Origin of the sequence: Thioalkalivibrio sp. ALJ15, from assembly GCF_000383695.1 — a bacterium.
GTDB lineage: Bacteria > Pseudomonadota > Gammaproteobacteria > Ectothiorhodospirales > Ectothiorhodospiraceae > Thioalkalivibrio.
Map to the genome: position 1 here is coordinate 333,000 of NZ_KB912058.1, position 24,081 is coordinate 357,080.

Genomic DNA, 24,081 nt, shown 5'->3' on the forward strand with positions numbered 1-24,081 from the left:
CTCCTGGGACGTTTGGATTGCCGGGGCCAGGCCCCGGTGAAACGGAATTCGTGGCGCCGGAAGTTTACTCGCTGGCGAGCGAGAATCAAGAAACGCGTGCCTCGGTGGCCTCCGCGCGTCCGAAGCGCCCCTCGTACAGGCGCAGCAGGGCGGGGATCACGAACAGCACCAGCAGGGTCGCGAAGGCCAGTCCGAACACGATCGAGATCGCCATCGGGATCAGGAACTGGGCCTGCACCGAGCGCTCGAACAGCAGGGGTGTAAGCCCGGCGATGGTGGTGACCGAGGTCAGGATGACCGCACGCAGGCGCTGACAGGCGGCCTCTACGATCGCCTCGCGCAGAGCGAGTCCGGTCTCCCGCAGCCCCTGGTAGAAGCTGACCAGGATGATCGAGTTGTTGACCACGATCCCGGTCAGTCCGAACAGGCCGAACAGTGACAGGATGGTGAGCTCCACACCCATCACCCAGTGCCCGAACAGTGCGCCGAGAATCCCGAACGGGATGATTGCCATCACGATCAGCGGCCAGCCCCAGGAGGCGAACACCCAGGCCAGCACGATGTACATCAGCCCTAGCGCCAGCAGCAGGCCCATCCGCATGTCGGCAAAGGTCTCTTCCTGGTCGGCCGCGCGCCCTTCGAAGGAGTACTCGACGCCATAGCGGACAGCCAGCTCGTCCAGCGGCCCGTCCTCGAGTGCCGCCCGGATACGGGCGGCGTTGTTCACCGCCCGATCCACCTCGGTCGAGACCTGAATGGCCAGCCGCGTATCGGCGTGGCGCAGGGTCTCGAACCCCTGGCGTGAACGCAGTTCCACGACGTCGTCCAGTGGCACGAAGGCCCCGTCCGGCAGGCGCAGGTTCAGCCGCTCCAGACTCTCGCTGCGGTGGCGCTCGCCATCCGGCAGTCGTACGCGAACCTCCACTTCCTCCAGCCCGTCCTGATAGAGCTGGGCGAGGTAGCCATCAAAGGCGTTGCGCAGCTGCAACCCGACCGATTCGGTCGTCAGCCCGACCGCGCGGCCCTCGGGCTTCAGCTGAAATACGAACTGCTCGCGCCCGAACGGGGTGTCGTCGCTGGTGGCGAAGGTCCCGGGGAAGTCGTCCAGCATGTCGGCCAGTTCCAGCGCCGCCTCCTTCAGTACATGCGGGTCGTCCCCGGTCAGGCGGATATCGAGGTCACGCCCGGGCGGACCGGTCTGGCGCTCGTCGATGGAGAAGTTCTCGATTCCAGGGGCCTGGCGGATGCGGTCCTCCCATTCGCGGATGAACTCGCGATTGCGCACGGTCCGTTCTTCCGGCGAGACCAGTTCCACCTGGATGTTGCCGAACTGCTCCCCCTTGGGCGCATTGCCATCGCCCGGGTCGATCCCCTTGCCGAGGCGGGTCACGGAGGTGCGCACGAGGTTGCCGCCCAATGCCTCCTCGGTCTCCTCAAGAGCGCGCTCGGCGTGGATCAGGAACGACTCCACCCGCTCCGGCGGGGTGCCGGCGACGAAGTTCACCCCGGCGTTGACGATGGTGCCCTCGGGCGAGGGGAAGAAGGTGAAGCCGATGCGGCCACTGGCGGCCAGACCAATGGCCAGGATCAGCGCGCCCACGGCCAGTGCCAGGGTGACGCCCGCGTGGTCCACCGAGTGCGTAACAGCGCGGCGGAACGGGCCATTTCTCAGCCGTTCGAAGCCGGCGTCGAAGCGCGCCCGCAGGCTGTTCGGGGCGGGCTCCTTGAGCCGATGCATCACACCCTTCAGGTGGGCCGGCAGGATCAGGAACGCAATCAGCAGGGTCGCCACGATCACGCAGATCACCACCAGCGGGATGTCGAACAGGATGTTTCCGATCACCCCGCCGATCAGCATCAGCGGCATGAAGGCGGCGACCGTGGTCAGCGAGGCTGCGATCACCGGACCGACCATGCGCCGGGCGCCGTCGCGCGCGGCCCGGCCCGCGTCCAGCCCGCGCTGGTGCAGGCTGTAGGCATGCTCCGAGACCACGATCGCGTTGTCGACGATGATCCCCAGCGACATGATGAAGCCGAACAGCGAGATCATGTTGATCGAGCCGCCCACCAGCCACAGCACGACAAACGCGGCGGTGAACGCGATGGGGATGCCCAGCGCCACGCGTAGCGCGACATGCCGGTTGAGGAACAAAAACAGAATCCCCAGCACCAGCATCAGGCCGCCGAGGCCGTTTTTCAGCAGCAGGTTGATGCGCTCGGCCAGCAGTTCCCAGAAGGCATCCATCACCTGGAGATCCACGCCCGGGGGCAGGGCGGGTTTGGTCTCCTCCAGCCAGTCTTCGAGGACGCGCGCGGCCTCCAGCGAGTCACCCGTCTCCGAGCGCAGCAGCTGCATCTCGATAGCGGGCTTGCCGTTGGCACGGGTGCGTACCTCGCCATCGCGCGGGCGCAGTTCGATGTCGGCGATATCGCCCAGCCTGATCCGCCCCAGATCGGTGTCGCCGCGCAGGATCAGCCGCTCGAAGCCGACAACATCGCGGGCCTGCTCCAGGCTGCGAATCTGGCGCGCGGTATCGTCGCGCCCGACCGAGCCGGCGGGGAAGTCCTGCGCCATCTCGCGGATCTGCGCACCGATCTGGTCCAGCGTCATGTCCAGTCGATAGAGCTCGCGCGCCGGCACCTGGATGGCCATCTCGTCTTCAGTCAGCCCGGTGAACTCGATCTGGGCGATCCCGGCATCCAGCAGTTCACGTTCGAACTGCCGGGCCAGCCGGCGCAGCTGCTGCGGGTCTTCCGGGCCGGTGATCAGCAGCCGCGCCACGGGCTCGTAGCGGATGATCCGTTTGACCACCGGGGTTTCCGCGTCTTCCGGCAGATTGCGCTGCTGGTCGACGCGGTCGTTGACCTGCTCGGCGGCCCGCGTCATGTCGGTGCCCGCCTCGAACTCCAGCGTGACCACGCCGACGCCCAGCGCAGAGGTCGAGGTCATGTTGCGCAGGCCGTCCACGGTGCGCAGGTCCTGCTCCAGGGGATCGATGATCGCCTGTTCCACGTCCTCCGCACTGGCGCCGCTCCAGACCACTTCCACGATCATGAAGTCCAGTTCGAAGTTCGGGAAGAACTGGGTGTTCAGCTTGGTCAGCGCGAACGCCCCGGCCAGCAGCATCAGCGCAATCAGCAGATTCGCGGCCAGGCGGTGTTCCAGGAACAGCTGAATGGGACCACGCGGTGGCTGGCCGTTGTCGCGCGATCCCCCGCCGGGCATCGGGCGCTCGTTCGGGCCGTCGCCGGCGCGCTGGCCGGGATCGGCGTCAGTCATCGTTCGGGTCCTGTTCCCCGTTGCTGTCGGAGGCGCGCGGGATCGCGGCATCGCGGTCCGGGCGTTCGCCGGGCTCCTCGACCTCGACCTTCAGCCCGTCCACGGCATTCGGCAGGCGGGTGGCGACCAGGATATCGCCCGTCTCCAGATCCGGGTGACGGATTAGCGCCCGGACGTCCCCGGCGTCGGTCACGAACTCGCCGAGGCGCTCGATCCGTAACGACTGCATGCGGCCATCGACGACGCGGAAGACCTGGTCTCGGCCATACAGGGCCTCGTAGGGCACGGCCACGCTGTCGGCCTCGGCCGGTAGCCGCAGCGTCAGCTCGACGAAGCGGTTTAGGTTCAGCGCCGAATGACCCTCGCGTACCTCGAAGACGCCGCGCGTCCCGGCTTCGCCCGCGCGCGTCTCGCCTTCCAGGCGTGCCAGTTCCGTGCGCACCGTGCGCCCGCCCACCCGGGCATGGGCAGTCAGCTCCTCGCCCGCGTCCAGCAGTTCCTCGATGCGCGGGAGGATGTAGGCCGGGATGCTGGCGCGAATCTCCAGGTCGTCGAGCGCGAACAGGCGCACCAGCGGGTCGCCCGGGCGTGCACGCTCGCCGACGGCCACCTCGACTTCGACTATCCGGGCATCGAAGGGTGCGGTGATCGTGGTGCGCTCGAGATCGATGTGCGCCTGATCCTCGGCAGCCCGCGCGCGCTCCAGGCGGGCCTCTGCCTGGGCCATGCGCATCGGGGCATCGGCCATCGCCTGCTCGCGGTTGTCCAACGTCAGGCTGGCCTGTTCCAGGGCCTCCCGGGCTGTGTCCACGTCGGTCTCGGAGCCGAGATCGCGTTCGCGCAGGTTCTGCGCCCGGCGCAGCCCACGCTCGGCGATCTCCAGGAGTTCGCGTTCGCGCACCAGGGCCTCGCGATCGAAGCGGGCGCGGATCTCCTCGCTCTCTTTTGCGCCCTCGAGCTCACGGCGTTCGGCCGTGCGCTGGACGAGCAGCAGTTCCGCCTCGCGCGGGTCGATGCGCAACAGGGTTTCGCCAGCCTCCATGCGCGCCCCGATCCGGGCTGGGACGGCTTCGATCTCGCCCTCCACGGCTGCGCGCAGGGTGGCCGTCTGGGCCGACGCGCTGCGCCCGTTCAGCAGGATGCCTGGGTGGTGTTCGCCCAACTCGGCCACCAGCCCCTGCACCGGCCAGGTCCGCTCGGTGGCCTCCGGCGCAGGCGCCTCGGGGCCCGTCGCACGCAATACGAGGAAGCCCACGATCGCAGCGGCGAGGATCAGCAAGGGGGGCAGGGCACGTCGAAGAAGGCGCGGCATGGTGTTCTCGGTCGGATGGGGCAGGGCCGGTCGGTTGGAGGCACTAAAGGGTCGGAGGGTTCCTTCCCGGCGCGTTATTCTAAGCGAATTGTCTGTGTGCGCGACCGCGCCTCCTCGATGATCCTCGCTGGGTTAGTATGCGGCCAGCCACACATCTGGAGAGCGCGATGATGAAACTCGGCGTATTACGAAATCTCGGGGCCGTCGCCCTGGTCCTTGGCCTCGGTGTGGGCGGTGGTACCACGATGGCCGAGGAGGCCCCGGAGGCGTGCGAATGCCTGGAAGGGCTGGAGATGGAAGGCACGCCATGGGTGCGCCTGGTACCGGGGGATACCACCGCCGGCTACCTGGAGCTGCGCAATACCGGCGGGTCCGATCGCCGCATCGTGGCCGCCGAGTCGCCGATCGCCGAGACTACCGAATTGCACGAGCACACCCACGAGGATGGCGTGATGCGCATGCGCGAGGTCGAACACCTGGATCTGCCCGCGGGCGAGGCCCTGGTGCTGGAGCCGGGCGGCCTGCACCTGATGTTCATCGGTCTGCACGAGCCGCTGACGGCCGGTGACTGGGTCGCCGTACGTGTGACCTTCGAGGACGGCGAGACCATGGATCTGCACATGCAGGTCCGCCGCGGCGAGGCCGAGGAGGGTGCCGGGCACGATCACATGGAACACGATGACGCGGGTCACGGGCACGGCGGTCACGGGCACTGACGCGCCCGCCCGAACGGGCCGAATCAGTTCTCCGGCCGGTTCGGGATCTCGATCGTCGCCTCGGCGCGCAGGGCCTCCAGCTTTTCCTGAATGGCGCGGCTTTCCAGGATCTCGATGATCTCGGCGCGCACCTCGTCCAGCGGCGGGACTTCCACCTCGCGGGTGTCGTCCAGACGGATCAGGTGCCAGCCAAACTGGGACTGCACGGGCGCGTCGGTGGTCTCGCCGGGTTCCAGGGCCTCGGTGGCGGCGGCGAATTCCGGCACCATGCCATCGGGCGTGAACCAGCCCAGGTCCCCGCCCCGGGCGGCGGATCCCGGGTCGATGGAGTGCTCCTCGGCCAGCTCCGCAAAATCGGCCCCGTCGTCCAGTTGTGCCAGCAGCTCGCGCGCGCTGTCTTCGTCCTCGACCAGGATGTGACGCGCGCGGTACTCCGTGCCGCGCAGGTATTCGACCTGGCGCTCGTATTCCGCTTCCACGTCCTCTTCGCTGATCTCGAGCTCCTCGGCGATGCGCTCCATCAGCATCGAAGCCAGCAGATTGGTCTCGACCATCTTCAGGATGCGCTGGATCTCGGGGTCGTCGCCCAGCCCGCGCTTCAACGCCTCCTGGCGTAGCAGCTCCAGGCTGATGACCTCGTCCAGCACGCCTTCGCCCTGCGTGGCCAACCCCGGATCCTCGTCCATGCCGGCATAGGTGAACAGGTCGGCGCGGGTGATCGCGCGATCGTTAACGATGGCGACCGTGTCCTCGTCATCGGTATCGGTGATGACCGTGTCGAGCTCGCTAGCCTCTTCGTCGGGCAGCGGCAGACCCTCGTCGCCATTCCCGCAGGCGGCCAGAAGGCCCGCGAGGGCGAGAGTGGCAACGAGCGCGGCGGGACGGGTACGCATGATCAAAACACCTGCTTGAAAGGACGAACGTCCACCGAGGTATAGACCCCCGCGGCGACATAGGGGTCGGCGTCGGCCCAGTCGTGGGCGGCCTCCAGCGACGGAAACTCGGCCACGATCAGGCTGCCGGTGAACCCGGCGGGGCCCGGGTCGTTGCTGTCAATCGCCGGCAGCGGACCGGCCAGGACCAGGCGACCGGCGTCGTGCAGCGCCTGCAGGCGGGCGACGTGTTCCGGCCGCGCGGCGAGGCGGGCATCCAGCGAGTCGGGCGCGTCCTGGCCCTGGATCATGTAGAGCATTGATCGGCGTCTCCGTGGGTTGGGACGTAAATTCTAACGCAGCCAGACCGCCTTATAAGCGGCGCCCACCATGCGCTACACTGCGCGCCTTGTCATCAGTGGCCCGACTTCATGATCGCGATACACCCCGAAAACCCGCAGCCCCGGTTGGTCCGGCAGGTCCTGGATCGGCTGCACGAGGGCACCGTGATCGCGATCCCGACCGATGCCTGCTATGCCCTGGCCTGTTTGCCGGGCGACAAGGCCGGCGCCGACCGTATCCGCCGCATTCGCCAGGTCGACGAGACCCATCACCTCACGCTGCTGTGCCGGGATCTCTCGGAGCTTGGCGTCTATGCCAAGGTCGACAACACGGCCTTTCGCCTGATGAAAGGCCTGACGCCCGGGCCCTATACCTTCATCCTGCCGGCCACGCGCGAGGTGCCGCGCCGCCTGCAGCACCCCAAGCGGCGCACCATTGGCCTGCGCGTTCCGGACAGCCGCATCGTCTCGGCGCTGCTGGAGGAACTGGGATCGCCGCTGATGACCGCGACGCTGCAACTGCCGGGCGAGGATCTGCCGCTGAGCGAGCCCTGGGTGATCGACGAGCGGCTGTCAAAGGTCGTGGACGAAGTCGTCGATGGCGGGGCCGGCACCCTGGAGCCGACGAGCGTGATCGACCTGACCGGTGACGTACCGGAGATCATCCGTCACGGTGTCGGCGACGTGGCGTTTCTTGAGGAATAGCAGGGGCATGGAGGCCCGGGGAGATGCGTGATGCGTAAATGGATCGTGCTGGTACTGGTGTTGCTGATCGTGGTCGCCGCCTGGCCGGTGTTTGTCGGTGGGCAGGTCGAGCGCAACGTGACCGAGGCCCAGCAGGCACGCATCGGCGAGGTGGATCTGCGCCACGAGATGGTCGAATACCGGCGCAGCTATCGCACCGCGACCGCTCGCAGCGAGCTGACGCTCAATGACGGCGAGACCGAACTGGTCATTCCGCTGGAACATCGGGTACGCCACGGCGTGCTCGGCGCCCGCGGCGAATCGAACGTGGACCTGGGTGCCCTCGAGGCCCCGGAGGGCTCGCTCGCGGCCCATCTGCTGCACGAGCTCGATCTGGTCGTGCAGACGCACGCCGGCATGGGTGGTCGTCTGACTACGCGTGTGCAGTTCGAGCCCCTGACGCTGGACCTGATGGAGGTCCCGGATGTGGCCGACCGTGTTGATGGCGAAGGGCCGTTGTGGCTCGAGCTGGATGCGGGCCAGGGGCGCTTTGCCTGGTCGGCGGAGCAGCTGCTGCTGAGCCTGGACCTGCCCGCACTGCGTCTGCATGACGACGAGGCGGACCTGCGAGTGGAGCAGGGCCGTTTTGCGACCGTGTTTGAACCAGACGAGGATGGCATCTACGGCCGCCTGCCCGATTACGAGGGCGGCCTGGCGGCCGCGCAGCTGCGCTTTCGCGACGAGCAGGGCGAGATGGAGCTGACCCGGCCGCGGGTGAATGCCTTCCAGAAGACCAATAACGATCGCCTGGACAGCCGCCTGCGCCTGGAGATCGACGAGGTCCGCCTGCGCGAGGCGGACGCCGACGTGCTGGAACTCGAGACTGTCGATCTCCAGTTTGCGATGCTGCGCTGGGATCGCCCGGCACTGCTGCAGATGATCCAGGACCTGGAGGTGTTGCAGGAGCGTGACCTCGAACGCGGGCAGCGTCTGGCGCTCGGCGGGTCGGTGATCACCGATGCGATCGAACGCATGATCGAGCATCGGCCGGCGGTCGAGCTGAAGGCCTCGTTCAATGAATCCCCCGCGCATCAGGTGGCCCTGGAGACCGAACTGGGCCTGCGCGGTGATGCGCGCGGCTTCCGCACCCGGCCACTGGAGACCCTGGTACTGGACAGCGAGCTGCGGCTCGGGCTGGAATGGGTCCGCGAATTCGACGCGGCCTATCCCGACGCGGAGCTGGACGAGCGTCTCCATGCCCTGGCGGCGCAGGGCTGGCTGCAGCGCGACGCCGATGCCGAGCTCTGGCGCGGGCACCTGAATATGGAAGACGGTCGGGTGTACGTGAACGAACGCGATCGTACGGCGGCCCTGTTGGGCATGCTGTTTGCCTTGTCGGGCGGTATGTTCTGAATCGTGCCCAACGAACCCCACGAATAACGGAGAAGGAACCACTCGTGACCAGCAACCAGGGAACGAACCAGCGCGTGATCTCGGGCATGCGCCCGACCGGGCACCTGCATCTGGGCCATTATCACGGCGTCCTGAAAAACTGGATCGAGCTGCAGCACAACTACGAGTGCTTCTTCTTCGTCGCCGACTGGCACGCGCTGACCACGCACTACGAAGACCCGGGTGATCTGCAACAGCATGTCACCGAGATGGTGATCGACTGGCTGGCGGCCGGGGTGAGTCCCGGCTCCGCCACGCTGTTCGTGCAGTCGCGCGTGCCGGAGCATGCGGAGCTGCACCTGCTGCTGTCGATGATTACCCCGCTCGGCTGGCTGGAGCGCGTGCCCACGTACAAGGACCAGCAGGAACAGCTGCGCGAGAAGGATCTGGCGACCTACGGCTTTCTGGGGTACCCCGTGCTGCAGAGCGCGGATGTGCTCGCCTACCGCGCCGGCATGGTCCCGGTTGGCGAGGATCAGGTATCGCATCTGGAAGTCACGCGCGAGATCGCGCGCCGCTTCAACCATCTCTATGGCCGCGAGCCGGGGTTTGCGGAGAAGGCCGAGGCCGCGGTCGACAAGATGGGCAAAAAGGCCGCCAAGCGTTACCGCGACCTGCGCAAGCGTTTCCAGGAGCACGGCGAGGACGAGGCGCTGGAAGTGGCCCGGGCCATGCTCGAGTCGCAGCAGAACATCTCGCTGGGGGATCGTGAACGCCTGTTCGGCTACCTTGAAGGTGGTGGCAAGATCATCCTGCCGGAGCCCCAGGCCAAGCTCACGCCCACTGCGAAGATGCCGGGGCTGGACGGGCGCAAGATGTCCAAGAGCTATGGCAACACCATCAGCCTGCGCACCGAGCCGGCCGAGGTGGAAAAACTGATCCGCACCATGCCGACCGACCCGGCGCGCGTGCGCCGTACTGATCCCGGCACGCCGGAGAAGTGTCCGGTCTGGGACCTGCACCTGGTCTATACCGACGAGGCCAGCCGTGCCGAGCTGCACGAGGGCTGCACCTCGGCCGGGATCGGCTGCATCGACTGCAAGCGCCCGCTGATCGAAGAGGTGCAGGCGGAACTGGAGCCGATCCAGCAGCGCGCCAAGGAGTATGCCGAGGACCCGGCCCTGGTGCGCTCGATCATCGTCGAGGGCTCCGAGGCCGCGCGCGAAGAGGCGCGCGAGACCCTGGAAGAGGTACGCCGCGTGATGGGCCTGGATTACCTGCGATGACCCCATTCGGGAAGCTCCCACCGAGATGAGCCATGGACCCGCGCGATGAGCTGACGGACCTGGAGAACTCCGCGACGGTCGAGACCGGAGCGGAAGGCGAGTTTGTCTATCGCGTGCATGGCGAGCCGGTGGCCGAGCTGCCGGCCGATCTGTATATCCCCCCGGATGCGCTGGAGGTCTTCCTCGAATCGTTCGAGGGACCGTTGGACCTGTTGCTGTACCTGATCCGCCGGCAGAACCTCGACATCCTTGCCATCCCGATCGCCGAGATCACCCGTCAGTACATGGCGTATATCGAGGTCATGCGCGCGCTGCGCCTGGAGCTGGCCGGCGAGTATCTGGTGATGGCGGCGCTGCTTGCCGAGATCAAGTCGCGCATGCTGCTCCCGCGCCCGGTGCAGGCTGACGCGGACGAGGACACGGATCCGCGCATGGCGCTGATCCGGCAGCTGCAGGAATACGAACAGTTCAAGACCGCGGCCGAACGGCTGGACGAGATCCCGCGCATGGACCGCGACGTGTACGCCGCCGCTGCCAGCGTCGAGGCACTGGAGGGGCCGCCACCCCCGGCCCCCACGATGGACGAGTTGATGGAGGCCCTGGCCGCCGTGATGCATCGGGCCAGCCTCTCCGCACACCATCACATCTCCACCGAGCAGTTGTCGGTGCGCGAGCGCATGAGCAGTATCCTCGAGGTCCTGCACCCGGAGCGCTTTACCGACTTCGTCACGCTCCTGCTCGCCTCTGAAGGGCGCCAGGGCGTGGTGGTTTCGTTTCTCGCCGTGCTGGAGCTGACCAAGTCCGGCCTGGTGGAGTGGGGCCAGAGCGAACCCTACAGCCCGATTCGCCTGCGCCGTCGGGGTGGCCGGCCGGACACGGAGGATGCATGAACGACGTCACCAGCCCTGAGGCCCCGCAAGCCGCCACCGAGATCGACACCGACACGCTCGGGGCCATCGAACTCGCGATCGAGGCGGTCCTCTTTGCCGCCGCCGAGCCGGTCGCGCCGCGCGACCTGAAGGCCGCCTGCGAGGACCTTGGCGAGATCGATCAGCCGACACTGGACCAGGCGATTGGCCGGCTGCAGGAGCGCTATGCGGATCGCGCCATCGAACTGGTGCGCACCGCTGGCGGCTACCGCTTCCGGGTGCGGGCCCGCTTCTCGGCCACGGTCCAGGCGGCGCAGCCCGAACGCCCCGCGCGGCTGTCCCGCGCGCTGCTGGAGACGCTCGCGATCATTGCCTATCGCCAGCCGGTGACGCGCGCCGAGATCGAGGCGGTACGCGGCGTGGCAGTCAGCTCCGGCATCATGCGTACCCTGCAGGAGCGCGAATGGGTACGCGTGGTAGGGCACAAGGAGGTGCCCGGTCGGCCTGCGCTGTATGCGACGACGCGGACGTTCCTCGACGACCTGGGCCTGAAGCGGCTGGAGGAGCTGCCGCCGCTGGACGCGATCCGCGACCTGGCGGACGTCGCCTCCGACGCGGGCTTCACCCTGGCACCGCCCGAGGACGACGCCAATGGCCAGCTCCGCCTCGAGCCCGCCCCCGAATCCGACGACGACACCCGCTAGCCCACGCTCGTTCTGTCGGACCCTGGTCTTGATGTGCCGTGCTCGACTAGCTGCGGTCGTTGAGGCTGGGCCTGGTTCGGCATCCGGTGTTTACGGTGGCTTCGTCTTGCCGCCTGCCATGCGCTGTTTCGCCAGCGCGCCGCGAGTTACTTCTTTGCTCGTGCAAAGAAGTAACCAAGAAACACGCCCGGGATTCGCCCAGGAACCTTGCTCCGGGCGCGCCAGGCCGGCGGCGCTGAAACTCGCTACGCCTTTGGCTTCGCTCAGACAGTCAGCGCCTTTTCTCCGGCCTGTCACGCCCTCCACAAGGGGCTCATATCGGGAGGGAAAGTCAAAACCGACGGTATCCCAGCGCTTCTGCCTATTCCGTACGCCGTAGGGTGCGGTTGAGCGCAGCGAAACGCACCGTTCCGACGTTGGGGCAACCCTGATGCGATTCGCTGCGCTCATCACATCCTACGATGGGTCTTGGCGCCCGCTGGCGGGCGCGGCACGCCAGGGCCGAAGGCCGCACGTGCCAAGATGTCCGAATGCCCAGCCTCAATCCATTGGCGCGAACGTCAGAGCGGCTGTTGTCTTGACCTTCATCCCCCGTATGAAGCCCCTTGCGGAAGGGTCCTCGGGACGGAAAAGAGGCGCTGACTGTCTGAGCGGAGCGTAGCGTAGCGAGTTTCAGCGCCGCCGGCCCGAGGGCCCTGGAGCAAGGTCCCCGGGCGGAATCCGGGTGCCCTTCTTTGGGTACTTTCTTGGGCAAGCAAGAAAGTACCTCGGGGCGCGCTGCCGAGTCAGCGCAGGCAGGCGGCCGGACGAAGCCACCGTAAACTCCAGAGGTCGAACCAGGCCCAGCCGGAACGAACGCAGACCGCTTGATAAAGCCTCGCAGCGTGGCTTGGCGTGAAGCGGTTACGAGTCGAGGCGCAGGGAGAAGTCGATGGCGCGGACGTGCTTGGTCAAGGCGCCGACCGAGATGTAGTCGACGCCGGTGGCCGCGATCTCGGCGAGGCTGTCCGGCGTGACCCCGCCCGAGGCCTCGGAGATGGCCCGCCCCCGGATGCGCTGAACGGCGGTGGCGAGGTCGTCCCGCGAGAGTTCGTCCAGCATGATCACGTCGGCGCCCGCGGCCAAGGCCTGATTGACCTCGTCCAGGTTCTCGGTTTCCACTTCCACCCAGCGCCCGGCCCCGAGCGCGCGGGCGCGCTCGACGGCAGCCGCGATGGAGCCACAGGCGGCGATGTGGTTTTCCTTAATCAGCACGGCATCCCACAGCCCGAGGCGATGGTTGTAGCCGCCGCCGATGCGCACGGCGTATTTCTGCCCGTGACGCAGGCCCGGAAGTGTCTTGCGGGTGTCGAGGATGCGGCTGTGGGCGTCGCCCAGGCGGGCGACCCAGCGGGCGGTCTCGGTGGCGGTTCCGGACAGCGTCTGAAGCAGGTTGAGCGCGGCGCGCTCGGCGGCCAGTACGGCGCGGGCCGGGCCCTCGAGCGTGGCGACGGGCTGTGCGCCCTCGGGTTCCAGCACGGCGCCCTCGGCTACCTGCCAGTCGATACGGATCTCGGGTGCGAGGCTCGCAAAAACGCGGTCGAACCACGCCTGGCCACACAGCACGCCGGGCTCTTTCAGCAGCAGGGTGGCGCGCGCGGCGCGATCCTCCGGTACCAGTGCCGCGGTGATGTCGCCGGCCAGGGCATTGGGCCCCAGGTCCTCGGCCAGCGCCATCTCGACCTCGCGCACCAGCATGGCCCCGTCTGGCCGTGCCGGGCCCTGGGCGAACGGGTCATGCGGGGCGCGCTGCTGCTCAGCCGTCATGGCGATCGGGCATCGGGCGTCCGGAAACATAATCGTCGCGAAGCTTCTTCACCAGCCCGGCCAGCAGGATCAGCGCGATCAGGTTGGGTGCGGCCATCAGGATGTTGGCGATGTCGGAGAAGTTCCAGACCATGCCCAGCGGGATGGTGGCCCCGATGACGATCAGGATCACGAACGCGATGCGATAGGGCATCACCGCACGATCGCCGAACAGGAAGTAGGCCGAGCGGTCGCCATAGTAGGACCAGGCGATCATCGTGGAGAAGGCGAACAGCATCAGGCTGAAGCCGACCACCATCGCGCCGAACGGACCGAGCGTGGTGCTGAACGCGGTGGCGGTCAGCGAGGCGCCGACCACGTCGTCGGCGCGGTCGATGTAGGCGCCGGTGACCACGATCGCCAAGCCGGTCAGGGTACAGACGACGATGGTATCGATGAACGGCTCGAGCATGGCCACCGAGCCTTCGCGCGGCGGATCGCCGTTCTTGGCCGCGGCGTGAGCCATGGCCGAGGAGCCCAGGCCCGCTTCGTTCGAGAACATGCCGCGTGCGACGCCGTACTGGATGGCCAGACCGATCGCGCCGCCGCCGGCCGCCCAGGGGTTCAGCGCCAGGTTCAGGATGGTGGCCACCGCGGCCGGCACGGCCTCGATATTGGCGACGATCACGATGAACGCGCCGATCATGTACACCACGGCCATGAACGGCACGATGGCGGAGGCGATCATCGCAATGCGCTTGACCCCGCCAATGATTACCAGGGCGACGAGCACGGCCATGGTCAGGCCGATGATCAGCGCCATCCAGCCCATGATGTCGTCATCGGCGCGCAGGTTCGGGACCATGAAGGTCAGGCCATCGACTACAGAGTTCGCCTGCACCATGTTGCCGATGCCGAACGAGGCGATCAGGGTGAAGGCGGCGAACAGGATCGCCATCTTCTTCATGTTCAGGCCGTGCAGCAGGGTGAACATCGGGCCACCGGCGATGGTGCCGTCCGGTCCCACTTCGCGGTAGCGCACGGCGAGGGTTGTCTCGGCAAACTTGGTGGCCATGCCGAAGAAGGCGGTTACCCACATCCAGAAGAGGGCCCCGGGGCCGCCGAGGGCAATGGCCGTGGCGACGCCGGCGATATTCCCGGTTCCGATGGTGCCGGACAGGGCCGTGGACAGGGCCTGGAATGGCGAGATCTGGCCAGCGCCACCGGCACGCCCGTCGGTGCCGCGCAGCGCGCGCCAGCCCTGGCGGAAGGCGACGACCTGCACCAGTCCCAGGCGGATGGTCAGGTAGAGTCCCGTACCCAGCAGCAGGATCAGCGTGATCGGGTTGCCCCACAGGAGGCTGGCGGTATCACCGAGGAACTGGTCGAGGGTCTCGAGCATTGCGAAGGTCCTTTTGCCGGGCATGCAGGGGGCGCTCCGGGCGAATGTACCGCGCCTTTTCCGCGTTGACGATAGGCAATCTCGAACACCGCAATAGAAAACAGGCGGGAACCGGGTTGAAATCCCGCCTTCTCAACAGCAAAGGGAATGGGTCTCAGGGAATGACTATGACGCAGGATCGACAGGAGCAGATTGACCAGGACACCGAGGGTTCGGCCAAGCCCGTCCCGCGGGTTTTTCTGGTCGGGTCACTGATCGTATTGGCGGCGTTCATCTGGCTGGTCAGCGTGATCTGGCCGACGCTGGAAGGTCGTATCGCGGACATGAGCACCCTGCAGATCGGTCTGCTGGCGAGCTTTGTTGCCGGTCTGATGACCGCCGTGGGCGCGATTCCGATCTTTTTCCTGCGGCGTATCAGCCAGTCGGTCGAGGACGCGATGATGGGCTTCGGGGCCGGGGTCATGCTCTCGGCCACAGCCTTCGAACTGGTGCTGCCATCGGTGGAGCACGCCGAGGTTCAGTACGGCGGGGTCGGCATGGCGATCCTGGTGTTGTCGGTAGGCATGGCCCTCGGCGGCGGGGCCCTGCTGGCGCTGCACAAGCTGGTCCCGCACGAGCACTTTCACATCGGCCCCCAAAGCGGGGCCGATCCCGCGAAGATCCGGCGGGTGTGGCTGTTCATCTTTGCGATCGCCCTGCACAACCTGCCGGAGGGTCTGGCCGTCGGGGTCGGCTTCGGCGGCGACGATGTCAGCGATGGCATCACCCTGGCGATCGCGATCGGTCTGCAGAACATCCCGGAAGGGCTGGTGGTGGCGATTGCGCTCCTCTCGCTGGGCTACAGCAAGTGGGCCGCGTTCGGCGTAACCCTGCTGACCGGCCTGGTGCAGCCGATCGGCGGGTTGATCGGGGCCGGCGCGATCACGCTGATGGAATTCTTGCTGCCCTGGGGCCTGGCCTTCGCCGCGGGGGCGATGCTGTTCGTGATCAGCCACGAAATCATCCCCGAATCGCACCGCAAGGGGCACGAGGCCCAGGCGACCGTCGGCGTGCTGGTCGGCTTCGTCGCGCTTCTGGCGATCGACCTGGCGCTGTAGCGCTGGCGCGGGCTCCGGTACTGTTCTTGCGCGGCGTGTAGTGGCAGCGCCCCTGAGGTTCGGCTTGGGGTGAAGTGGGGCTGCAAGCCCGCCGCCGAAAAGTCGCCGCCACCCGTCCGGGCTTTCGCGAAGGAGGTATTTGGGTGTACAATTAGTTTCGTCTGCGGGTGCCCGACATTGCCCGCACACCGTTCTGGAAGAGATCTGCGATCGCAAGTCGATTGGCAGACGCCGAAGGCGCAACATCCGCCCGGAATCGCTCAGGCTACCGGACCGGAACGGTGCAGAAGACACACTCTGGAGAGCGGCCGGCGACGGCCCACCGAAGGGGGCGGCCCTGCAGCGAGTAATCGCTGGCACGGCGCAAACTCTCAGGTTTCAGGACAGAGGGGCGGCTGGCAGGTAGACCCTGCTGGCCGCCCTTTTTTTATGCCCCGCGTACGCGCCGCGTGTATGGCAGGGGCCGCGTCGGGCCGGGAGGCGGCCCGTCTCACGAACACGGATGCAAGGCGACACAAGATGACTTTGAAGAAAACGCCGCTTCACGCCGCGCACCAGCGCGCCGGGGCCAAGCTGGTCGACTTCGCCGGCTGGGAGATGCCGCTGCACTACGGCTCCCAGATGGAGGAGCACAAGATGGTGCGCGCCGGGGCCGGTATGTTCGATGTCTCGCACATGCAGGTCGTCGATATCCACGGCCCGCAGGCGCAGGCCTTTCTGCGCTACCTGCTGGCCAATGACGTCGCCAAGCTGAAGACCGAGGGTCGCGCCCTGTACAGCTGCATGCTGAACGAGGCCGGTGGCGTGATCGACGACCTGATCATCTACTGGACCGGGGGCGACAGCTACCGCGCCGTAGTCAATGCCGCGACCGCCGAGGGCGATATCGCCCACATGCAGCAGGTGGTAAAGGGCTTCGACGCGAACGTCGAGCCGCGCCCGGAGTTCGCGCTGATCGCGATCCAGGGCCCGCAGGCGGTGGAGAAGACGCTGCCGCTGCTGCCGGAAGACCTGCGCTCGGCCGGCGATCTCAAGCCGTTCTCCGCCGTCTGGAACGACTCCTGGTTCGTTGCCCGCACCGGCTACACCGGCGAGGACGGCTTCGAGGTGATGCTGCCGGAAGCTGAGGCCGACGGCTTCTGGGAACAGCTGAAGGACGCCGGTGTGAACCCGATCGGCCTGGGTGCGCGCGACACGCTGCGCCTGGAGGCCGGCATGAACCTCTACGGCACGGATATGGACGACCAGACCAATCCGCTGACCGCGAATCTCGGCTGGACCATCGCCCTGAAGGACGCCGAGCGCGACTTCATCGGCCGCAAGGCCATCGAACAGTGGAAGGCCGAGGGTGTGCCGGAGCGCATGGTCGGGCTGGTGCTCGAGGGTCGCGGCGTGCTGCGCGGCGGCACCCGTATCGAGACCGCGGCCGGCGACGGCGTGGTGACCTCCGGCAGCTTCTCGCCGAGCCTCGGCGTGTCGGTTGCGTTTGCGCGCATCCCGGCCGCGGTGGATGCCGAGGAACTGCAGGCCGACATCCGCGGGCGCATGCTGCCGGTGCGGGTGGTCAAGCCCGTATTCGTGCGTAACGGCGAGCCACAGATCGAACTGAATCGCTAGCGATTTTATTGCCTCATGCCGCTTGCCACAGACTACACTGCGCAGGCGGGATCCAAACGAAAAAGGAAGACGTCATGAGCGAAGCACCGAAGGATCTGAAGTACACCAAGAGCCACGAGTGGGTGCGCCAGGAGGCTGACGGCAGCGTGACCATCGGCATTACCGATCACGCGCAGGAACTGCTGGGCGATCTGGTGTTCGTGGAGGCCCCGGAGGCGGGCAGCTCGGTCGAGGCCGGCTCCGCCTGCGCGACGGTCGAGTCGGTCAAGGCCGCCTCGGATGTGTATGCCCCGCTGTCCGGCGAGGTGACCGAGGCCAACGAAGAGCTGGCCGACAGCCCCGAAAAGGTCAACGAGTCGCCGTTCGACGAGGGCTGGCTGTTCAAGATGAAGCCCTCCGACGCGAGCCAGCTCGACGCCCTGATGGACGCCGACGCCTACGCGGCGCACGTCGAGGCCGAGTCCTGATCCGACGTTCCCCACGGGGCGGTTCCTGACGGAGCCGGCCCGGCAGGAACGAGAAGGCGCCCCGGGCATCCGGCCCGGGGCCCGATCCGAACTTCGCAGTAGCGAAAGCGAGTACGACATGCCCTTTATCCCGCATACCGAAGAAGACATCCGCTCGATGCTCGACCGCATCGGCGCCGATTCCATCGAGGATCTGTTCGACGAGATCCCGAAAGAACTGCGCGCGCCGGCGCTCGAAAAGGTCCCCGAGGGACTGAACGAGATGGCGATCTCGCGTCTGATGCAGGAGCGTGCGGCGCGGGACGGCATGGCGTCCAATTTCATCGGCGCCGGGGCCTACGAGCACCATATCCCGGCGGCCGTGTGGCAGATCGCCACGCGTGGCGAGTTCTACAGTGCCTACACGCCGTACCAGGCGGAGGCCAGCCAGGGCACGCTGCAGCTGATCTACGAATACCAGACCATGATCAGCCGTCTGACCGGTATGGAGGCCTCCAACGCCTCGCTGTACGACGGCGCCTCCGCGCTGGCCGAGGCCGTGCTGATGGCCGTGCGCGTGAACCGCCGCTCGAAGAGCAAGAAGATCCTCGTGCCAGGCGCGCTGCATCCGGATTATCGCCGCGTGATCCACACCCTGATCGGTAACCAGGGCATCGAGCTGGTCGAGATCCCGTTCGACGAGACCTCTGGCCAGACGCCGGTCGATGCGCTGGCGCCGTTCGCGGACGACGACGTGACCGCGATGATCATCAGCCAGCCGAACTTCTTCGGCATCCTGGAAGATGTCGACGCGCTCACCGGCTGGGCCGAGCAGCGCGAGGTCCCGGTGATCGCCGTGGTCAACCCGGTCTCGCTGGCGCTGCTGAAGCCGCCGGGTGAGTGGGGCGAGAACGGCGTCGATATCGTGGTGGGCGAGGGCCAGCCGCTGGGTGCCCCGCTGTCCTCCGGCGGGCCGTACTTCGGCTTCATGACCACGCGCAAGAAGCACATCCGGCAGATGCCGGGGCGTATCGTCGGCCGCGCCGAGGATGCCGACGGCAAGCCGGGCTACGTGCTGACACTGCAGGCCCGCGAGCAGCACATCCGCCGCTCCAAGGCGACCTCGAACATCTGCACCAACCAGGGCCTGGTGGTCACCGCCGCGACGATCCACATGTCCATGCTGGGTGACGAGGGTCTGACCCGCGTGGCCGAGGCCTGCTACGCCAACACCCACGCGCTGGTGGAGAAGCTGGCGGCCAAGGGCATCAAGCCGCGCTTTACCGGCGAGTACTTCCACGAGGTCGCGCTGGACTTCGGCGGGGACGCCGCGGGCCGCGTGCAGGCGATGGCCGATGCCGGCGTGCTGGCCGGATACCAGCTGGGCCGCGACTATGCCCAGCTCGACGGCTGCGTGCTGGCCTGCGCGACCGAGACCAAGACGGATGCCGATCTGGAGCAGTATGTGACGACCTGCGAGCAGGCGAAGGCCGCCTGACGCGGGCCGCACCCGACGCGCCATACACCACAAGCCTGAGGAGGCACGCCATGGCCGAAGTCAAACTGAAGGGTAATCCGATCCATACCAACGGCGACCTGCCGCACGTCGGCTCGCCGGCCCCGGATTTCAAGCTGACGACCAAGGACCTCGAGGACGTCTCGCTCGCCCACTTTGGCGACAAGCGCAAGCTGATCTCGATCGTGCCCAGTCTGGACACCCCGGTCTGTGCCGAGTCCACCAAGAAGTTCGAGGACATGGTCAAGCAGCGCCCGGATCTGGAGATCCTGGTGGTCTCCGCCGACCTGCCGTTCGCGATGGGCCGCTTCTGCGCCGCCGAGAACCTTGAGCGTGTGACCGTGCTGTCGATGATGCGCGATCGCAACTTCGCCAAGGACTACGGCGTGCTGATCCAGGACGGTCCGCTGGAGGGCATCACCGCCCGCGGTGTCGTGCTGCTGGATACCGACAATCTGGTGATGCACGCGGAGCTGGTCTCCGAGATCGGCGAGGAGCCGGACTACGACGCCATCTTCAAGGCCCTGGACGACCGGGCCGATCTGAGCCCGACGCAATAAACGACGGGCTGCAGGCGCCGGGCCCGGGTGACCAGGCCCCGGCGCCTTCCACGAATTCCTGAAGCGAGAAACCGCTATGAACACCACGGAAAACCATCTGATCTTCGAACGTTCGCGTGCCGGTCGCTCGGCCGTGGCCCAGGCGCCGCGCGCGCATGCCACGACCGCCATCCCCGCGAACCTGCAGCGCAAATCGGCCCCTGGCCTGCCTGCGGCCTCGGAGCTGGATGTGGTGCGTCACTACACGCGGTTGTCGCAAAAGAACTTCTCCATCGATACCGAGTTCTACCCGCTGGGCTCGTGCACGATGAAGTACAACCCGCGCGCCTGTAACAGCCTGGCCATGCTGCCCGGCTTCCTGAACCGGCACCCACATGCCCCGGCCAGCCACAGCCAGGGCTTCCTGCACACCATGTTCGAGCTGCAGGAGATGCTGAAGGACGTGACCGGCATGAAGGCCGTGTCGCTGGCGCCGATGGCCGGTGCGCAGGGCGAGTACACCGGGGTGGCGATGATCCGCGCCTATCACGATGCGCGCGGCGACAGCGAACGCCGCGAGATCATCGTCCCGGACGCCGCGCACGGCACCAATCCGGCCACCGCAATCATGTGCGGCTACGAGGTACGCGAGATCCCCACCGACGCAAGCGGCGACGTGAACCTCGAGGCGCTGAAGGAGGCCGTTGGGCCGCAGACCGCCGGGATCATGCTGACCAACCCGTCCACCGTGGGCGTGTTCGAGCGTCGTATCTCCGAGATCGCGAAGATCGTGCACGACGCCGGCGGCCTGCTGTACTACGACGGCGCCAACCTGAACGCGATCCTCGGCAAGGTGCGCCCGGGCGACATGGGGTTCGACGTGATCCACATGAACCTGCACAAGACCTTCTCCACGCCGCATGGCGGGGGCGGTCCGGGTTCCGGTGCGGTCGGTGTCGGCGAGCGCCTGCTGCCGTACCTGCCGGTGCCGCACGTGATCGAGAACGGCGAGGGTGGCTACCGTTTTGCCACCGAGACGGACTATCCCGAGACCATCGGCCGCCTGTCCGCGTTTGCCGGCAACGCCGGGGTGCTGCTGCGCGCCTATGTCTACATGCGCATGCTGGGGCGCGAGGGCATGCAGCGCGTGTCCGAGTTCGCCACACTGAACGCCAACTACCTGGCGCGCGAACTGGAGAGCGCCGGGTTCGACCTGGCTTATCCCGAGCGCCGTGCGACCCACGAGTTCATCGTTACGCTGAAGAAGCAGGCGAAGGAACTGGGCTTGACTGCGGGGGATGTCGCCAAGCGCCTGCTGGACCACGGCTACCATGCGCCGACCACCTACTTCCCGCTGCTGGTGCCGGAGTGCCTGCTGGTCGAGCCGACCGAGACCGAGTCGAAGGAGACGCTGGACGGCTTCGTCGAGGCGATGGTTGCGATTCTGGAAGAGGCCGGCCGCGACATCGACACCATCAAGGCGTCGCCGCACAACCTGCCCAACCGCCGCTTCAACGAGGTGGCCGCGGCCAAGGCGCTGGACGTGGTGTACCAGGAGCCGAGTACGGATGAAGGCGAGCCGGCCCCGCGTACGGGCACCAGCGGCTAATCCGGTCACGTTCGGTTGTGCTGTCAGGGCCCCCGGTTTCCCGGGGGCTTTTTTTTGCGTCCTGTACTTCTCGATTCTTGCGGGGGTATACGAAAAAGTCCGACCCCTGTGGTAGGGTTTAGACCGACTATAAGGATCCATTAACGGGTCCGTGGATACTCCCGCCAGGGGGAGGAAAGGCCAGGCAGGCCTTTTCGAGACGGGCAAGGACTAGGAATGACGGAGATTTGTGCGGCCCACGGCTACGCCGCGCTGTTCGAGCATGCCCCGGTTGGGCTGGCCGAGATGGACACGGAGGGGCGCATCCTGCGCGCGAACCCGCGTCTGGGGGAGATGCTGGCCTGCGACCCTGGGGATCTGGTCGGGGGATGGTTGCGCGAGCGCCTGCTCCCCGAGGATGTCGAGCCCTGCGAGGCGCGACGCCGCGGTCTGCTTGACGGTGGCTGCCCCAACTGCCAGGTCGAGGTTCGCCTGGTGGACGCCACAGGCCTTGCCCGCTGGGTCGAGATCAGTATCAGCCGTATCCCCGCGACGATTGATAGCCCGGAGGCGCTACTGGCGGCTGTTGCCGATATCGGTACGCGCAAGCAGGCCGAGCAGCGCATGGACAGCCTGTTGCATGCCAGCCCCGCGGTGATCTACACCATGCATCCGGACAACCTCGGCACCATGACCTGGCTCAGCCGCAACTCGGTCTCGGTGACCGGTTGGGCCCCGGAGCAGATCAGCTCGAATCCGGACTGGCTGACAACCCACATCGCCCCGGAGGACTATGGCCGCTGCGTCTGTCAGGTGCGGCGCTGGCTGTCCGACGGGGCCCAAGGGTTCTGCCGCCTGAACTACCGCCAGCGGATGCCCAACGGCCACTGGCAGTGGCTGGAGGACCAGATCACCGCCATTCGTGATGCAACCGGTGCGGTGACCGAACTGGTGGGTGCTTTTCAGGATATCGGCGCGCGCGTCGAGACCGAGCGACACCTGGAAAAGATCGCCCGCAACCTGCCCGGCGTGATTTACCAGTACCGCCAGCACCCCGACGGGCGTGGCTGCTACCCATACGCTAGCGAGGGGATGACCGATATATTCGGGATTGCACCCGAGGAGGCGATGCGCGATGCCGAGGCGGTGTTCCGCGTGATCCACCCGGAGGACGTGGAACGCATCCGCGCGAGCATCGAAGCGTCGATGCGATCGCTGGAACCCTGGTTGCAGCGCTATCGCGTGATGAGTCCCGAACGCGGCGAGACCTGGCTGGAGGGCCACGCGAGTCCGGAGGCTCTGGACGACGGGAGTGTGCTCTGGCACGGCGTGATCCTGGACATCACGCAGCGGGTGCGCGCCGAGCATGCTCTGCACCGAAGTGAGCAGGAACTGGCCCTGGCACAAAGCATCGCGCATGTCGGCAACTGGATCAGTGATTTCCAGAAGCACGAGATTCGCTGGTCGGACGAGGTCTATCGCATCTTCGGGATGGAACGATCCCGCTGGGAGGGCACGCATGGGGCGTTCATGCAGGCGGTCCACCCGGGGGACCGTGAACGCGTACAGGCGGCGGTAGACCGAGCCCTGGCTGGTCTGGAGCAGTTCGATGTGACCCACCGCATCCTGCGGCCGGACGGTACAGAGCGCGTGGTGCGCGAGCTAGCCTCCGTGGAGCTCAGCCCCTGCGGCACGCCCGCGCGCATGGTCGGCACGGTGCAGGATATTACCGAGCAGTATCACCTCGAACAGGAGCAGCGTCTGCTGGCCGCGACCTTCGAGTCCAGCCAGGCCATCTTCATCACGGACGTTGAGGGCACCATCCAGCGTGTGAACGCAACGTTCACGCAGCTCACGGGATATACCGAAGAGGAGGCCGTGGGGGCAAATCCGCGCATCCTGAATTCCGGGCGCCAGGATCGCGACTTCTACCAGGAGATGTTCCGCACGGTGCGCGAGACGGGCCACTGGCAGGGCGAGATCTGGAATCGCCGCAAGAATGGCGAGATCTTCCCCCTGCACGAGGTCGTTACCGCGATCCACGACGATCAGGGCGAGATCGAGTACTACATCGCGATGTTCCACGACATCACGCGGCAGAAAGAACTCGAGGCCGCCCTGGAGCACCAGGCTTTCTACGACCCGCTGACCGATGCCGCCAACCGTGGCTACTTCGAGACGCTCCTGGATCAGGAGGCGCGCCGTGCGCAGCGTTACGCGCATCCCTGCTCGCTACTGCTGCTGGATATCGACCACTTCAAGCGTATCAACGATACGTTCGGCCACGAGGTGGGCGACGAGGTCCTGCGCTTCCTGGTGCATGCCCTGAAGGGTCGTCTGCGCGAGGCGGATGTACTGGGACGCTGGGGTGGCGAGGAGTTTGTGGTCCTGCTGCCCGGAACGGACGCGGAGCGTGGCCAGCATGTGGCCGAACAGCTGCGCGAGCAGGTCACTGCTACGGCATTCCCCTGTGTGGGCCTTGTGACGATTAGTCTGGGGGTTGCGGAGTGCCGCCCCGGTGAGTCGATCAGGGACTGGGTGAAGCGAGCGGACGAGGCCATGTACGTGGCCAAGAAGGGCGGGCGCAATCGGGTCGTGCGGCTGGATGATTGACTACTTCATTGGACCCCGGGCT

At 66.8% G+C, this 24,081-nt stretch carries 19 protein-coding genes and 2 riboswitches; of the genes, 13 read left to right on the forward strand and 6 right to left on the reverse strand.

Features of this window, described 5'->3' with window-relative positions; translation table 11 throughout:
* Window positions 1-85: 85 nt before the first annotated feature.
* The gene (locus G015_RS0108405) at window positions 86-3,280 is read right to left on the reverse strand and encodes an efflux RND transporter permease subunit (RefSeq protein WP_012983100.1); all 3,195 of its coding nucleotides are present in this window, start codon (window positions 3,278-3,280) and stop codon (window positions 86-88) included.
* Complete coding sequence (locus G015_RS0108410) at window positions 3,273-4,592, reverse strand: efflux RND transporter periplasmic adaptor subunit (protein ID WP_020146474.1); 1,320 nt, start codon at window positions 4,590-4,592, stop codon at window positions 3,273-3,275. The genes G015_RS0108405 and G015_RS0108410 overlap by 8 nt, the downstream gene beginning before the upstream one ends.
* A 167-nt stretch (window positions 4,593-4,759) precedes the next feature.
* Between G015_RS0108410 and G015_RS0108415 the strand changes: the two genes are divergently transcribed.
* Window positions 4,760-5,308 carry a copper chaperone PCu(A)C gene (locus G015_RS0108415; RefSeq protein ID WP_012983098.1) on the forward strand — a complete coding sequence of 183 codons (549 nt, stop codon included), beginning with the start codon at window positions 4,760-4,762 and terminating at the stop codon, window positions 5,306-5,308.
* 23 nt (window positions 5,309-5,331) lie between these two features.
* Here the strand turns inward: G015_RS0108415 and G015_RS0108420 are convergent, their stop codons facing one another.
* Together G015_RS0108420 and G015_RS0108425 are read right to left on the reverse strand one after the other, a co-directional pair.
* Complete coding sequence (locus G015_RS0108420) at window positions 5,332-6,201, reverse strand: peptidylprolyl isomerase (RefSeq protein ID WP_012983097.1); 870 nt, start codon at window positions 6,199-6,201, stop codon at window positions 5,332-5,334.
* 2 nt (window positions 6,202-6,203) lie between these two features.
* Window positions 6,204-6,500 (reverse strand): YciI family protein, encoded by a 297-nt coding sequence (locus G015_RS0108425; RefSeq protein ID WP_012983096.1) that lies wholly within the window; start codon window positions 6,498-6,500, stop codon window positions 6,204-6,206.
* Between the two features lie 111 nt (window positions 6,501-6,611).
* Between G015_RS0108425 and G015_RS0108430 the strand changes: the two genes are divergently transcribed.
* Genes G015_RS0108430 through scpB form a run of 5 tightly spaced genes read left to right on the forward strand, consistent with a single transcriptional unit; the run spans window position 6,612 to window position 11,456 of the window.
* Window positions 6,612-7,226 carry an L-threonylcarbamoyladenylate synthase gene (locus G015_RS0108430; protein WP_012983095.1) on the forward strand — a complete coding sequence of 205 codons (615 nt, stop codon included), beginning with the start codon at window positions 6,612-6,614 and terminating at the stop codon, window positions 7,224-7,226.
* A 30-nt stretch (window positions 7,227-7,256) separates the two neighbouring features.
* On the forward strand, window positions 7,257-8,618 hold the full coding sequence (locus G015_RS0108435; protein ID WP_020146475.1) for a DUF945 family protein: 1,362 nt from the start codon (window positions 7,257-7,259) through the stop codon (window positions 8,616-8,618).
* A gap of 44 nt (window positions 8,619-8,662) precedes the next feature.
* Window positions 8,663-9,883: a tryptophan--tRNA ligase gene (locus G015_RS0108440; RefSeq protein ID WP_018174099.1), complete on the forward strand. Its 1,221-nt coding sequence runs from the start codon at window positions 8,663-8,665 to the stop codon at window positions 9,881-9,883.
* A 32-nt stretch (window positions 9,884-9,915) separates the two neighbouring features.
* On the forward strand, window positions 9,916-10,773 hold the full coding sequence (locus G015_RS0108445; RefSeq protein ID WP_012983092.1) for a ScpA family protein: 858 nt from the start codon (window positions 9,916-9,918) through the stop codon (window positions 10,771-10,773).
* Entirely contained in the window at window positions 10,770-11,456 is a 687-nt protein-coding gene (gene scpB / locus G015_RS0108450) for an SMC-Scp complex subunit ScpB (RefSeq protein WP_012983091.1), read from the forward strand. The genes G015_RS0108445 and scpB overlap by 4 nt, the downstream gene beginning before the upstream one ends.
* A 903-nt stretch (window positions 11,457-12,359) precedes the next feature.
* Here scpB and nadC read toward each other — a convergent pair.
* Both nadC and G015_RS0108460 read right to left on the reverse strand, forming a co-directional pair.
* On the reverse strand, window positions 12,360-13,262 hold the full coding sequence (nadC, locus tag G015_RS0108455; protein ID WP_020146476.1) for a carboxylating nicotinate-nucleotide diphosphorylase: 903 nt from the start codon (window positions 13,260-13,262) through the stop codon (window positions 12,360-12,362).
* The gene (locus G015_RS0108460) at window positions 13,252-14,643 is read right to left on the reverse strand and encodes a sodium:alanine symporter family protein (protein ID WP_018174794.1); all 1,392 of its coding nucleotides are present in this window, start codon (window positions 14,641-14,643) and stop codon (window positions 13,252-13,254) included. The genes nadC and G015_RS0108460 overlap by 11 nt, the downstream gene beginning before the upstream one ends.
* 167 nt (window positions 14,644-14,810) lie before the next feature.
* Here G015_RS0108460 and G015_RS0108465 point away from each other — a divergent pair, with 167 nt between their 5' ends.
* The 7 genes from G015_RS0108465 (at window position 14,811) to G015_RS0108495 (ending at window position 24,059) form a co-directional block, all read left to right on the forward strand.
* Complete coding sequence (locus G015_RS0108465) at window positions 14,811-15,740, forward strand: ZIP family metal transporter (RefSeq protein WP_012983088.1); 930 nt, start codon at window positions 14,811-14,813, stop codon at window positions 15,738-15,740.
* A 184-nt stretch (window positions 15,741-15,924) separates the two neighbouring features.
* Window positions 15,925-16,026, forward strand: a riboswitch (glycine riboswitch).
* A 1-nt stretch (window position 16,027) separates the two neighbouring features.
* Window positions 16,028-16,137, forward strand: a riboswitch (glycine riboswitch).
* Between the two features lie 122 nt (window positions 16,138-16,259).
* The gene (gcvT, locus tag G015_RS0108470) at window positions 16,260-17,357 is read left to right on the forward strand and encodes a glycine cleavage system aminomethyltransferase GcvT (protein WP_012983087.1); all 1,098 of its coding nucleotides are present in this window, start codon (window positions 16,260-16,262) and stop codon (window positions 17,355-17,357) included.
* A 74-nt stretch (window positions 17,358-17,431) separates the two neighbouring features.
* A complete protein-coding gene (gene gcvH / locus G015_RS0108475) occupies window positions 17,432-17,824 on the forward strand; it encodes a glycine cleavage system protein GcvH (RefSeq protein WP_012983086.1) in 393 nt (130 codons plus the stop codon).
* 118 nt (window positions 17,825-17,942) lie between these two features.
* Entirely contained in the window at window positions 17,943-19,301 is a 1,359-nt protein-coding gene (gene gcvPA / locus G015_RS0108480; RefSeq protein ID WP_012983085.1) for an aminomethyl-transferring glycine dehydrogenase subunit GcvPA, read from the forward strand.
* A 50-nt stretch (window positions 19,302-19,351) separates the two neighbouring features.
* A complete protein-coding gene (gene tpx, locus G015_RS0108485; protein ID WP_012983084.1) occupies window positions 19,352-19,879 on the forward strand; it encodes a thiol peroxidase in 528 nt (175 codons plus the stop codon).
* Between the two features lie 76 nt (window positions 19,880-19,955).
* Complete coding sequence (gene gcvPB / locus G015_RS0108490; RefSeq protein WP_012983083.1) at window positions 19,956-21,467, forward strand: aminomethyl-transferring glycine dehydrogenase subunit GcvPB; 1,512 nt, start codon at window positions 19,956-19,958, stop codon at window positions 21,465-21,467.
* A gap of 216 nt (window positions 21,468-21,683) precedes the next feature.
* Window positions 21,684-24,059 (forward strand): PAS domain S-box protein, encoded by a 2,376-nt coding sequence (locus G015_RS0108495; RefSeq protein ID WP_012983082.1) that lies wholly within the window; start codon window positions 21,684-21,686, stop codon window positions 24,057-24,059.
* Window positions 24,060-24,081 lie beyond the last annotated feature (22 nt).